General features: G+C 72.9%; 8 protein-coding genes. 4 read left to right on the forward strand and 4 right to left on the reverse strand.

What is annotated here, in order from left to right; all coding sequences use genetic code 11:
* Positions 1–3 precede the first annotated feature (3 nt).
* Both ACWEPX_RS10825 and ACWEPX_RS10830 read left to right on the forward strand, forming a co-directional pair.
* Positions 4–1182: a hypothetical protein gene (locus ACWEPX_RS10825; RefSeq protein ID WP_451896911.1), complete on the forward strand. Its 1179-nt coding sequence runs from the start codon at positions 4–6 to the stop codon at positions 1180–1182.
* Positions 1163–1720, forward strand: a complete 558-nt coding sequence (locus ACWEPX_RS10830) for a hypothetical protein (RefSeq protein ID WP_451896912.1) — start codon at positions 1163–1165, stop codon at positions 1718–1720. Before ACWEPX_RS10825 ends, ACWEPX_RS10830 begins: the two co-directional genes overlap by 20 nt.
* Before the next feature lie 3 nt (positions 1721–1723).
* On the opposite strand, the gene ACWEPX_RS10835 is transcribed toward ACWEPX_RS10830, so the two are convergent.
* The gene (locus ACWEPX_RS10835) at positions 1724–2290 is read right to left on the reverse strand and encodes a TetR/AcrR family transcriptional regulator (RefSeq protein WP_451896913.1); all 567 of its coding nucleotides are present in this window, start codon (positions 2288–2290) and stop codon (positions 1724–1726) included.
* A gap of 78 nt (positions 2291–2368) precedes the next feature.
* Between ACWEPX_RS10835 and ACWEPX_RS10840 the strand changes: the two genes are divergently transcribed.
* Positions 2369–4123 (forward strand): ABC transporter ATP-binding protein, encoded by a 1755-nt coding sequence (locus ACWEPX_RS10840; protein WP_451896914.1) that lies wholly within the window; start codon positions 2369–2371, stop codon positions 4121–4123.
* Positions 4124–4349: 226 nt separating this feature from the next.
* Positions 4350–6242, forward strand: a complete 1893-nt coding sequence (locus tag ACWEPX_RS10845; RefSeq protein WP_451896915.1) for a Calx-beta domain-containing protein — start codon at positions 4350–4352, stop codon at positions 6240–6242.
* 43 nt (positions 6243–6285) lie between these two features.
* Here ACWEPX_RS10845 and ACWEPX_RS10850 read toward each other — a convergent pair whose 3' ends face one another.
* From ACWEPX_RS10850 to ACWEPX_RS10860, 3 genes are all read right to left on the reverse strand, one after another.
* Positions 6286–7842 (reverse strand): amidohydrolase, encoded by a 1557-nt coding sequence (locus ACWEPX_RS10850; protein ID WP_451896916.1) that lies wholly within the window; start codon positions 7840–7842, stop codon positions 6286–6288.
* Between the two features lie 53 nt (positions 7843–7895).
* On the reverse strand, positions 7896–10835 hold the full coding sequence (locus ACWEPX_RS10855; RefSeq protein WP_451896917.1) for a glycoside hydrolase family 48 protein: 2940 nt from the start codon (positions 10833–10835) through the stop codon (positions 7896–7898).
* Between the two features lie 102 nt (positions 10836–10937).
* Positions 10938–13346 (reverse strand): glycoside hydrolase family 9 protein, encoded by a 2409-nt coding sequence (locus ACWEPX_RS10860; RefSeq protein WP_451896918.1) that lies wholly within the window; start codon positions 13344–13346, stop codon positions 10938–10940.
* Positions 13347–13474 lie beyond the last annotated feature (128 nt).

Genomic DNA, 13474 nt, shown 5'->3' on the forward strand with positions numbered 1-13474 from the left:
TCCATGGAGGACCCGAAGGCGCCCGAGGACGCCGCCCCCGAGCCGCAGGCCGCCGACGAGCCGCCCGCCACCACCCCACCACCGCCTGCCGAGGCGCCGCCGCCGGACAGCGCGGCGGCGCCTGCCAGCCGCGGCACCGCCGTCCTGGCGGAGGCGCCCGCGGTCGAGGTCGTGCGCTCGATCGCCGTCGACCGGGCGAGCCTGCGCGCCACGAACCCGGTCAGCTCGGGGCACTGCGCCGTGGTCTACGTGACCAAGCGCGGCGACTACCGCCTCGGCGTCGGCAGGCTGACCGCCGCCGAGATCTGGCTGACCCCGCCGCGCGAGCTCCACGAGGTGGACGTCGCGCCGCACCCGGCCACCTTCGACATCGATCTGCCCTCGCGGCAGGAGGCGTTCCACTTCACCGCGAGCGTCCGGGTCGTGTGGCAGGTCGTCGACCCCGTCCACGCCGTGCGGTCCCGGCTCAGCGACCCCCAGCACGACATCAAGGCGTACCTGGAGAAGCACCTCAGGGAGATCACCCGGGGGTTCGACGTGGAGCAGAACGCCGCGGCCGAGCGCCGGATCAACGGCGACTACGCCAACCGGTCGGTCCACCTCTCCCCGGCGCTGGCGCTGCGCATCGAAACCGTGGTACTGCAACTGGACGAGGAGACCCGGGCCCACATCGCGGCCCGCACCCTCGCCGACCGCGAGGACGAGGCCGCGCAGCGGTCCAAGCTGAGCAACGCGATCAAGCACGAGCTCGCCTTGCAGGCCGCCGAGTTCGAGCGGGAGCGGGAGCGGCTGCAGCAGAGCCACCAGATGCAGCTCCAGCAGGAGCGGATCAAGTTCTACGCCGAAGCGCTGCGCAGCGACACCCTCAACGTGCTGGCCATGCGGCTCGACGGCCACGGCGAGGACGTCAACGACGTGATCAACCTGCTGATGAAGCAGCGGCAGATGGAGTTCCAGGAGGCGTCGAGCATGCTCGAACGGATCCTGGAAGCCAACCTGGCCGACCGCAAGGACGTCGCAGCGCTGATGGCGGGCGCGAGCAAGCACCTCGTCGACCGCATCCGCGGCGACGGCGGCACCGGCTTCGGCGCGCTCCCGGCCGCGGGCGGCGCGCCCGCCCCCGCCGAGGTGGCGGCGACCCGGCCGGACCGGGAGGACGACGATGACCCCAACGACTATTGACGTCCCCACCCCGGTCGACGGGCTGCCGGTCCTCGGCGACCTGGCGCACCTGGCCGACACCGCCGCCCGCGGGCTGGGGATGCCGTTCTGGCTGCGCGGCGTCGCGGTCGGCGCCCTGGTCGCGGTGCTGCTCTACGTCGGGTTGCGGCTGCTGGTCGCGCACCTCCTGCCGAAGGCGGAGGCGCTGCTGGCCGGTCCGCTGACCGCGGTGCTCGAAGGGGTCCGCGCGGTGCTGCTGCTGCCCGACCTCGGCGCGGCCTGGCTGTGGCGGCGGCTGGGCAGGATCCCGCCCGAGGTCGTGTACGCCTACGGAGCGGTGGTGATGACGGTCGTCGACGGCACCCAGAAGACCGTCCGGACCATCCTGCCGATGCTGGGGGCGGCCCACCAGGTCAAGCGCTGGATGCTCGGTGCGCTGGTCGTTCTGGCGTTCGTGGCGTGGAACGGCGGCGAGTGCGTGGCCGGGTCCGGTCCCGGCTGCGTCAGCCCGGCCGACCAGTGGGCGCTGTCGCTGACGAGTTGGCTGGGCGGCAGGTAGCGGTCAGGGACGTAGGGTCTTGCGCAGGCTGTAGAGGCACATGTCCAGGGCCTGGTGGCGGGAGACCTGGTGCTCCTGGGCGTACTGCCAGGCCGAGTAGAGCATCGACCAGAGCATGTTCTGCACCCACAGCGGGGACAGGCGGGGGTCGATCGTGCCGTCCTCGTGGCCGCGTTCGACCAAATCCAGCAGGGACTTGTCGGCGGGGCTGCAGGTGTCCCAGTCGGCGGCGGCGTACTGCTGGGGGTCGTTGAAGACCAGGGTGAGGACGCGGCCGAGGTCGAAGTACTCCTGGCAGAGGCGGTCGAGGGCGTCGGCGGCCGGGCCCTCGTGGGGGCGGGCGCGTTCGGTGGCCTCGGCGACCTGGTCCCACGCCGACTTGCTCAGGGCGGTGAGGAGGTCGGCCCGTTCGGGGAAGTAGCGGTGGACGGTGGTGCGGCCGACGCCCGCCGCGGTGGCGATGTCGCCCAGGGACGCGGCCGGGTCGGCGGTGAGCACGTCCACGGCGGCGTCCAGGATCGCGCGCCGGGTGCGGGCGCGGGTGCCCGATTCCGCGCGTACGTCGGTCATGGACGCAGCGTAAGGCAGGACGACCCGGAACGGTATTCGGCTTGACCGAAATGGAACAGCTATGTTCCACTCGTAAGCATGAGTGTTCCGAAGAGGTTTCCTCGGCTCCGCGTGCTGTGGTCGTTCGCCCGGCCGCACCGGGGCGCGCTCGCACTGGGGTTGCTGCTCGCGCTGGCGGGGTCCGCCGCCGGTCTGGCCACGCCGCTGGCCACGAAGTGGGTGCTGGACTCGCTGGGGGCGTCGGCGTCGCTGGCCGGGCCGGTGGTGCTGATGCTGTCGCTGCTGGTCGTCGGCACCGCGGTGTGGCTGATGCAGTGGATCCTGCTGGGCAGCCTGGGCGAACGGGTCGTGCTGGCCGCGCGGGAGGCGATGGTGCGGCGGTTCTTCCGCGCGACCGTCCCCGCGGTGACCGCGCGGCAGTCGGGCGAGCTGGTCACCCGCGTCACCTCCGACACCGTCCTGCTGCGCGAGGCGGCCACCTCCAGCGTCATCGGGCTGATCAACGGCGCGGTGACGCTGGTCGGCACGCTGGCGATGATGGCCGTGCTCGACCTGACGCTGCTGGCCACCACGGTCGCGTCGGTCATCGTCATCGCCATCCTGTTCGCCGTGCTCATGCCCGCCATCGCGGTGGCCAAGGAGAAGGCTCAGGCGCACATCGGCGCGCTCGGCGGCGTGCTGGAGGGCGCGCTGCGGGCGGTGCGCACGGTCAAGGCCAGCCGCGCCGAGAACCGCCAGGCCGAGCAGATCATGACCGACGCGCGCGAGGCCGCCCGGCACAGCATCGCCGCGGTCCGCCGGGAGGCGATCGCCTGGAGCACGGCGTGGACGGGCATCCAACTGGCGATCATCCTCATCCTGGGCATCGGCGCGTGGCGGGTGGCCGACGGCGAGCTGGCCATCTCGGCGCTGATCGCCTTCCTGCTCTACGCCTTCGGCCTGATCGACCCGATCACCTCGCTGAGCCAGAACGTCACCGCCCTGCAGAACGGCATCGCCGCGGCCGCCCGCATCCGCGAGGTCGAGGCGATGCCGGTGGAGGACGACAGCGAGGCCCGCAGCGGCCGCGCGGGCTCGCCCGAGGCGCCCGTGCTGGAGCTGCGCGGGGTGACCGCCGCCTACGGCCCGGACGCCGAGCCTGCGGTGCGCGGGGTCGACCTGGTGATCCCCCGCACCGGCCACACCGCGATCGTCGGCCCGTCCGGCGCGGGCAAGACCACGCTGTTCTCGCTGATCCTGCGCTTCCTCGAACCGCAGGAGGGCACCCTGCTGGTCGACGGGATCCCCTACCGCGAGCTGACCCACGCCGACGTGCGCGCCCGGCTGGCCTACGTCGAGCAGGAGACGCCGGTCGTGCCCGGCACCATCCGCGACAACCTGCTGTTCTCCCACCCGGAGGCGACCCGCGAGGAGCTGGACCGGGTGCTGCGCGCGGTCCGGCTCGACACCCTGGCCGACGGCCTGGAGCAGGGCCTGGACACCCCGCTGTCGGCGACCTCGGTCTCCGGCGGCCAGCGCCAGCGCATCGCGATGGCGCGCGCGGTCCTGCGCAACCCGGAGGTCCTGCTGCTGGACGAGGCGACCGCCCAGGTGGACGGGCTGACCGAGGCCGCGCTGCACGACGTCATCCGCGAGCAGGCCGCCCGCGCCGCGGTCGTGACCATCGCCCACCGCCTGTCGACGGTGGTGGACGCGGACACGATCATCGTGCTGCAGGACGGCGGCGTCCGCGCCCGCGGGACGCACAGCGAGCTGCTGGCCACCGACGAGCTCTACCGCGAGCTCGTCGCCTCGCTGCGCATCCCGGACGACGACGCCGTCCTCGCCGGATGACCGCCGGTCGACGGGCAGGCCCCCTGCCTGCCCGTTGACCGCTGCGATGGGCCGAAGGGCTCTACCTGATCGGACGCGCGCCAGCCAACCCAGCGTTGAGCGGAGCAACGCCGGTTGCGCCGGTCAGGTCCAGACCGCTGGACCGGAGGCGTTTCGTGCCGCCCTGCGCGTTGTCCGCCCGATCACCCGGTGCCCAGGATGTGTCGCTACCGACCCTGGAGGACACATGCGCAGATCCACCGGACGAAGACGAGCTGCGGCGGGCATCCTCGTGCTCGCCGTGACCGCGGGGCTGGTGACCGCCCTGCCGGGCGCGGCCGCGGCGGCGCCCCCGGGCGTTTCACCCTCCACTGTGGACGTGACCCTGGGACCGGGCCAGTCGACGACGGTCACCAAGTCCGTCACCACCGCCGCCGTCCCGCCCAACCCCGACCTGGTCCTGCTGGCCGACACGACCGGCAGCATGGGCATCTCGATCGCGGACGTGAAGGCCAACGCCAGCGAGATCACCTCCGACGTGCTGGCCGCCCAGTCCAGCGCCCAGTTCGCGGTGGCGGAGTACAAGGACTTCACCGACCCGTTCGCCTACCGGCTCAACCAGAACACCACCGCCGACCCGGCCGCCGTCCAGGCGGGCATCGACCAGTGGGTCGCCTCCGGCGGCGGCGACTTCCCCGAGGGCCAGATCAACGCCCTCTACCAGATCGCCACCGGCTCGGTGGCCTTCCGCCCGGGCAGCACCCGCATCCTGGCGATGTTCGGCGACGCGCCCGGCCACGACCCCAGCGGCGGGCACACCCTCGCCGAGGCCATCGCCGCCCTGCAGGCGGCCGACGTGCGCGTCATCGTGGTCAACGTCGGACTGATCGATGCGACCGGCCAGGCCACCGCGCTGGTCGAGGCCACCGGCGGCGTGCTGCTCAACGACGTCCCCGCCGACCAGGTCTCCCAGGCCATCCTCGACGGCATCGCCGCGATCGAGGTCACCGTCACCCCGCAGGTCGGGGCGTGCGACGACGAGATCGAGATCAGCAACTCGCCCGCCAGCCGCACGGTCGTCGGCGGCGAGACGGCCACCTTCACCGAGACGATCGGCGCGGCTGCGGACGCGGCCCCGGGCGTCTACACCTGCTCGGTCGACTACCTGGTCGACGGCGTGTCCGCGGGCTACGTCCAGACGGTCACCGTCCGGGTGCCCGGCCTGTCGATCAACGACGTCACCGTGACCGAACCCGACGTGGGCACGACCGCGGCGGTGTTCACCGTGTCGCTGTCGATCCCGGCGAGCACGGCGGTGACCGTGCAGTACGTGACGGCCAACGGCACGGCGACCGCGCCCGCGGACTACGCCAGCGCGTTCGGGACGGTCACCTTCGCCCCCGGCGAGACGAGCAAACCGGTCGCGGTGCAGGTCGTCGGCGACACCGTGGATGAGCTGGCGGAGAACTTCACCGTCACGCTGTCCAACCCGGTCGGCGCGGGCCTGATCGACCCGGTGGGCGTCGGCACGATCATCGACGCCGACCGCGACGGGACGTTCTCCTGCTCGGCCACCGGGCTGCGCGTGGCGGGCATCGAGGTGGCGCGGGCCAACCCGCAGAACCTGCCGTGCGCCGACGACAGCAAGACTGTCGTGGACGCGAACCTGAACGCTGGCCTGATCAACGTCGGCGCCGAGGCGCTGAGCGCGCGGACCGGGCTGACCCCGGACGACCAGCAGGTCGCCCCGGCGCCCGGGGACAAGGCCGAGGCGCACAGCCAGGTCGAGCGGACCGTCGTGAGCACCCTGGGCCTGAAGGTCGAGCTGGGCGTGATCGAGGCCAACGCCGCGGTCACCTGCGTGCCGGGTGACGGCGGGCTGGTGCCGGTCTTCGCGGGCGACTCCCGCGTCGCCTCGCTGAAGATCAACGGTGTCGCGGTGGAGGTCGGCTCGGCCCCGCTGACGATCCCGCTGGTCATCGGCTCGCTGAAGCTCAACTCGCAAACGCTGAAGAACGGCGTGCTGACGCAGCGCGCGGTGTCGATCGAGACCCCGCTGACCACCATCGTGGTCGCCGAGGCCAAGGTGGACATCCACGGCACGTCCACGCACCCGGGCGGCAACCCCTGCCGCAGGTGAGCCACCCGGGGGCGGGCGCCGGACGACCGGCGCCCGCCCCCGCTCACCAGCCTTGGCCGTGCACGACCGCGCCACCGAGCACAGTGGACACCACGGAGATGTCGAAGGAAGCCATTGGGTCGCCGTCGAGCACCACGAGGTCGGCGAACCGCCCCGGCGCGATGCTGCCGAGGTCGTCCTCCCACCCGCAGGCCCACGCGGCGTCGACGGTGTAGGCCCGCAAGGCCTGCATCGGCGTGATGGCTTCCTCCGGCCCGATCGGCTGGCCCGAGGAGGACAACCGGTCGACCATGAACCGCATGGCCGTCAGAGGGGCGCCGGTGGTCACCGGGCGGTCGGAGCTGCCGACCAGCCGGACACCCGCGTCGAGGAACGAGCGGCCCCGGTACAGCCAGCCAGCGCGCTCCGGGCCCATGATCCGGGCGTAGTCGTCGCCGAAGGACCACAGGAACGCGGGCTGGACGACGGCGGCGATCCCCAGGCGGGCGAAGCGCGCGAGCTGGTCGGGCCGGACCAGCCCGGCGTGCTCGATCCGGTGCCGCAGGCCCGGGCGGGGCGTGGACACGGCCGCCTCGAAGCCGTCCAGGGCGACGTCGACCGCGCGGTCGCCGATGGCGTGGACGGCGAGCTGCCACCCGGCCAGGTGCGCGTCGCGGATCACCGCGTGCAGCTCGGCCGGGTCGGCGTACAGCTCGCCGGAGCCGGACCCGTCGGCGTACGGCGCGGTCAGCGCGGCGGTGCGGGCCATCATCCCGCCGTCGGTGAAGACCTTGACCGCCCCCAGGCCCAGCCGGTCGCCGCCGAACCCGCTGCGCAGGCCGAGGTCCATCGCCCGCGGCGTCGCGTCCGACGGGTGGGCCCCGACCGGGCGCAGCACGTCGGCCGAGACCATCAGCCGCACCCGCAGCGGCAGCCTGCCGAGCCGCTGGGCCTCCTGGTAGGCCGCGCCCTCGATCGGGCTGTGCTTGATCAGCCCGCCGCCGATGCCCGCCTCGGCGCAGGCCGTGACGCCCTCGGCCAGGCACTGCCGCCCCGCCCGCTCGATCGCGTCGACCAGCTCGGCCCGCGGGTAGGGCTGGCGCGCCTGCCGCACCGCCGCCGCGCCTGCCTCCACCAGCAGCCCGTCGAGGTGCGCGGTCCCGTCCGGCAGCAGCGGCAGCACCGACGACGAGACCACGCAGGCGTGCCCGGAGTCGTGGACCAGGTGCACCAGCCGCCCGTCGGCCACGGCGTCCAGCTCGGCGGCGGTGATGTGCCTGCCCAGCCTGCGCTGGTCGTAGCCCACCACGTCGACCCACTCCCCCGCCGCCCGCCGGGCCGCGGCCGCCCGCACCGCGGCCAGCAGCTCCGCGGGGTCGGCGCACCCGGCCACCGACGGCGTGCCCGCGGCCAGGCCCGCCCACGCCAGGTGCACGTGCGCGTCGACGAACCCGGGCACCACCCACGCCCCGCCGAGGTCCACCCGCGCGGCGGCGGGCAGGTCGGCCACCGCCTCGTCCACCCCGACGACGCGACCCCGCCACACCCCGATGCTGCGCGCGGCGGGGTGGGCGGGGTCCATGGTCAGCGCCCGGGCTCCGGTGATCAGCAAGTCCAGCACGGGCGCAGCCTAGCCGGCGGGGCCGCCGGAACGGGTCCGGCGGCCCCGCGGGGCTACGGCGTGAACAGGTCGACGTGCGCGGCGAAGGCGGTCGCGATCTCCGCCTGCGCCCAGAACCGGTGGTAGGTGAACGTCGGCGCGGGGCCGCCGTCCAGGTACGCCTGCACCTTCGGCCAGTCCGGGTCGTCGAGGTAGAACGAGCGGATGGACAGGAAGGTGGCGCCCGGCTCGATCACGTCGCCGTTGGGCATCGTGCCGCGCCAGCCCGGCGGCACGTACACCCCGTCGCCGCCTGCGACGTACTCGTCGTCGAAGCGCGAGTAGTCCGTGCGGGTCTCCGGGGTGGCGATGCCCAGCGCGGTCTGGTTGGCCAGCAGGGCGTCCAGCAGGCCCTCGCCGGTCGTGCGCGCCGCCGCGTCGCCGGACCGCGCCGCGTAGTGCAGCAGGGTCTTGGCCAGCGCCGCGGCCACGCCGACGTCGCGGCCCTTGGTGTCGACGGTGACGTGCAGGCCGGGGTTGGCCGCGGGCCAGTTGCTGCCGCTGCTGGTGAAGCTGCCCGACGGCGTGCCGGTCCAGGTCATGTCCGACGGCACGGCGAAGTCGCCGCCCTCGCCGACCTCGGTGTTGGCGATGGCCCACGGCACCCACTTGTCGAGGATGTCCTTGGCCTGGGCGTTGCCGGTCTCGGAGTACAGCGCCGCGACCCGCTCCATGCCCCACACCTGGAACCCGAACCACCGGTTGGACGGCGGGTCGTGCCAGACCGGCTGGTAGTCGTAGAACATGCCGTTGAACGTGGGCAGGTTCGCGGGCGGCTGGGCGTACTGGCCGTCCCAGCTGTTCGTCGCGCCACCGGCGATGCCGCCCTCGGCCGACTGGAGCCACTTGATGAACTGGAGCTGCCGGTTGAGGCTGGTCGCCCAGTCCTGCGCGCCGGTCGCCGACCGCGGCCGCAGCGCCGGGTCGTTGGCCAGCGCGTAGGCCGCCAGCGGGTTCTGGTAACCCTGGTGGTTGGCGCCGTCGCCGATGCGCCACGCCCAGCCCGCCGAGGTGTCGGTCGCCCCGCCCCAGGCGTAGTACCAGGACATCAGGTAGTGCTGGCTCTGCCTGCCGGTGCCGCCGGGGCACGCCGACGGGCTGGTGCAGCCGCCGATGCGCTTGAAGTACTTGTCGAACATGGCGTAGCGCAGGTAGTCGCCCATCTTCGAGGCGTCGGCGACGACGCCCGCGACCTCGGCCGCCTTGCCCTGCTCGGTCGCCCACTTGTTCGCCAGGTAGGCCACCTGCACCGCGCGCGCGTCGGCGTCGGGGGCGTTGGTGTACTTCCACTGCTTGGCGTACTGGGCGTCCCCGGTGAACAGGTCGAGGAAGCCGTTGGGGCCGCCGTGGGCGAAGGTGTCGCACGAGGGCTGCGGGATCGTCTCCCACACCGACTCCTGCGAGCCGCGCTGGTAGGTGTTGATGTAGGCCGGGGCGGCGTCGGACTCGTCGCCGCAGCGGCCGAAGCCCAGCGTGTTGTCCACGTCGAGCAGCCAGTGCATGCCATAGATCGCGTCGGTGCCGTAGGCGGTGCGCAGCTCGCCCGCGATCGGGTCCTGCCCGACCGGGACGTTGCCGTCCAGCTGCGAGGGGTAGGCCGACGGGTGCGGGTGCTCCGGGGCGTAGGTCGCCGGGTCGGCCGGGTTGTAGCGGCCCGCGTTCGGCTGGTCGGCCGCCGAGGGGACGATGAACTTCTCCAGCGACTCCCAGGCGTCGTTGAACGGACCCCACTCACCGCTGATCCGGCCGTAGGCCGCCTCCAGCCACAGGTAGTAGCTGTAGGCCTCGGAGGTGGTCTGGTGGCCGTGGTCGGGGGCCTCGACGAGCAGCGTCTCCACCGAGTGGTACGGCACGAGCAGGCCGCCGATCTCGCGGAAGTAGCCGCTGGCAGGGTCCTTGATCTTGTGGTACTGCTCCAGGAACGCCGCGGTGTAGTCCGAGGTGTCCGCCGACAGCTCGCGGGCCTCGATCGTCGCCGCGGTGTAGCCGGTCGCGGTCGCCCGGAAGGTCGCGCTGGCCAGCGCCCCGCCGTTGGCCGCCGAGGTGATGGTCACCGGCTTGGCGGTGCTCCAGTCCGTCGGCGAGAACGTCAGGGTGGCGGGCGATGCGGTCAGGTCGGTGCTGCCCGCGGTGCGGGCGACCGAGACCGTCACCGTGCCCGACGGCTGGGTGGCCAGCTTGACCCCGGTCTGCGCGGTCTGCCCCTGCCGCACGGTCACCGCGGAGGGGCTGGCCACGATCGTGGGCGCGCCGACGACGGTCACCGCGATGGGCGTCGACAGCGCGGACGCGCCGCGGTTGTCGTGCGCCCGCGCGGCCAGCGAGTGCTGCCCCACCGGCGCGTTCGCCCACTGCACGCTGTAGGGCGCGGTGCTGTCGGTGGCGATCAGCGTCGTGCCGTTGTAGAACTCCACGCGGTCGACCGTGCCGTCGCTGTCGGCGGCGCTGGCCGACAGGGTGATCGGCGTGCCGACGGGGTGGCTGGAGTTGTCGGCCGGGGCCGTCATCGCCACCGTGGGCGGCTTGTTCGCCCCGGTGCAGGGCGTGCCGTTGACGGCGAAGTCGGTCGGCGTGCGGTTCTGCCCGCTCCAACTGGCGTTGAAGCCCAGGCTCACCGTCCCGCCTGCCGGGACCGCGCCGTTCCAGGACTCGTTCTGCACCACCACGGCGCTGCCGTTCTGGGTGTGGCGGCCGCTCCACAGCTGCTGGATCCGCTGGCCGTCGAGGAAGGTCCAGGTCAGCTGCCACGCGGTCAGGGCGTCGCCCTCGTTGCGCAGGGTGAGGTTGGCGGTGAAGCCGCCCGGCCACTGGTTGGTCGTGTAGGTCACCGAGCACGCCACGGCGGCGTGCGCCGTGCCTGCCATCGGCACCAGGGCCGCGGCCGCCAGGGTGGTCGCCGCGAGGGCCACCCCCAGCGGCCCCGGCCGGGCTCGGCGGGACAGGACGGAACGCATCGTTGCAGGTCCTCCTTCATGGGACGCAGGGATTCCCGCGCGGGGGCACGGGGTCCGGCCCGGGGCACAGCCGCCCCGGGCCGGGGCTGGCACGCCGTCCCGCTAGGGTTCGACGCCCCAGAGCAGGGCGGGTCCGCTGTGCGCCGTCACCCGCGGGGCGTCGCGGTAGGCGGCGGTGGCGCCTGCAAAGCTGTGGTCGTCGGACTGGTCGAGCGGGGACCAGTCCGCCTTGGCGACCCGCAGCTGGACCTCACCGGAGTCCTGTCCGGGGTGGACAGTGCCCGCGGTGAAGGAGACCTGGACGTAGTGGTCGGCCCCGGGACGCGCGGCGGGCAAGGCGGCCACGCTCATCCGGACGTTGGCGCAGCCGACGGCGGCGTAGTCGCACCAGACCTGGAACGACCGCGCGCCATCGCCGGTGAACCAGTAGCGCACCGTCGTGGTCGCCAGGTCCAGCGGCGCTGTCCCGGTGTTGCGGACGCGCACCGCGCCGCGGATCTGGTTCTCGGTGGGCGCCGAGGACGTGCGGTGCTGGACCACCACGGGGCCATTCGGCACAGGCTCAGTTGTGGTGGTGGGGGTCGTGGTGGTGGGTTCGGGGCTGCTGCCGTCCGGGACCTGGCCCCACAGCACGCCGGACTCGTCGGCGATGACAATGTTGTTGGTGGTGGCCTGCCCGGCGGTCAGGCCGCGGTAGGACCAGTCATTGGTGGGGTCCCACGCGCCGGAGCTGGTCAGCCGGAGCTGGATCTCCCGCCGCCACGCGCTCTGCCCGGCAGGCGCGATGTCGCCCGCGCACCGCACCTCGACGTAGTACACCGCGCCCGAGTGCTGCCTCGGCGCAGAAGGCGCACCGCATTGGTTGTAGTTCGCCGTCGCGGTGATCTGCTCAGGGCGCGTGCCGCCGTCGAGGGTGAAGTAGTAGCGGACGACGCCGTTGGTCACCGCGTGGGCGGGGAACGCCGACCGGTTGTAGGCGAACATCTTGACCTCGGTGAAGGTCGCCGCGGACTGGCTGATGCCCGCCTGGACGTAGATCTCGTCGAGGTCGGGCTCCTCGACCGGCGGGAAGTCCGCCAGCGGCGCGCCGCCGAACTCGTCGTAGAGCTTGACCAGGGCGCTGGTGAACCCGGCGTTGTAGTCGATGGCGACTTCGTTCGCCACGTAGTCGTCGCGGTTGTCGGTGTAGGCGTCGTTGTTGGTCGACGGCCCGCCGACGAGCGCGCCGTAGAGCACGTGCCTGCTCAGCTCGGGCGTCTTGCTGCTGTCCAGCCACGCGCCGTGCGCGGTGCGGTGGTGCGGGTTGCGCGGCGGGTTGTGCCCGAACCCGACGACGTAGCTGGACCCGCGCGGGTTGTCGCCGAGGATGTAGTTGATCTGGCGGACGCCGAAGTCGTGGTAACGGGCCTTGCGCACCGGGTCGGCGACGTTCTCGGCGTGCACCATGGCGACGAAGGCCGTGTTCGCCGCGTAGCGCAGCGAGCCCCAGGTGTCGAGGACGGCCTGCCCGCCCGGGGAGTAGCGGACGCGGTTGCCGTTGTGCCCGACGGTCCAGAAGTCCAACCAGCGGTTGGCGTCGGTGACGTAGCGCTGGCCGCCGGTCAGCTCGGCGAGCAGGACGTAGGCGCCGTAGGACTTGTCGTCCCACGCGATCGTCCAGCGGTAGGAGCGCTCGGTGCTCTGCGGCTCGGTGGCGAGGCGGTCGTACTCGCTCTCAGCCTTGGCCAGGTAGGCGGCCTCGCCGGTGGCCTTGTGCAGCCAGATCGCGCCCCACACGAGTTCGTCCTGGTAACCGCTCCACGAGCGGTAGAAGTTCTGCGCGTCGGTGATGCAATCGCTGTAGCGGCCGCGGTAGGTGTCGGCGAAGCTGTAGAGCTGGCGGGCGTGGGTGAGCAGCGTCGCGGCGTAGGCCGGGTCGCTGTCGCGGAAGACCAGGGACGCGGCGGCCATCGCCGCGGCGTACTCCCCGGCCAGGTCCGAGCCCGGGCAGCGGGCGTCCACTTTGTACGCCGGGCGGGCCATCGGCATGACCTCGGCGGGCCCCCACCAGCGGTGGTCGTCGTCGCCCTTGCCCACCTGCCCGTAGACGACGTTCGGCTCCGGGTGCGCCTTGATGATCCAGTCGGTGCCCCAGCGCAGGTTGGCCTTGAGGTGGTCGAGCTGGCCGGAGCGGGCGTAGGCCGCGGGCTCCTCCAGCGCGCCCCAGGCCAGCATGGTCATCGACGCGGCGAACGGCAGGCCGAACTTGACGTGGTCGCCCGCGTCGTAGAAGCCGCCGGTCAGGTCCAGGCCGACGTCGGCGCCGTCGGCGAGCGCGGAGTCCCCGCGCCAGGACACGCGGTTGTCCGCGGGCAGGGCGCCCGAGCGCTGGGCGTCGTAGAACCAGAGGGATTTCTGCAGGGCCTCGCCGTAGTTGAAGGCCGGGGCGGCGGTGGCCGAGCCCGCCACCGGGACGACGACCGCGGCGACCACCACGGCGCTCAACAGCGCGCGAACGGGACGACTGGTCACAGCCGCTTCCTCCTCGAAGCATCACCGTGCTGGCATCGCCGGAGCGATTGGGAGCGCTCTCAGCAGAGAGTAGCCCCCGTCACGTCGGTTGGGAACAGGCAAACCCGAAGGCGCACGAATGGATCGGC

This window comes from Actinokineospora sp. NPDC004072 (assembly GCF_053604195.1).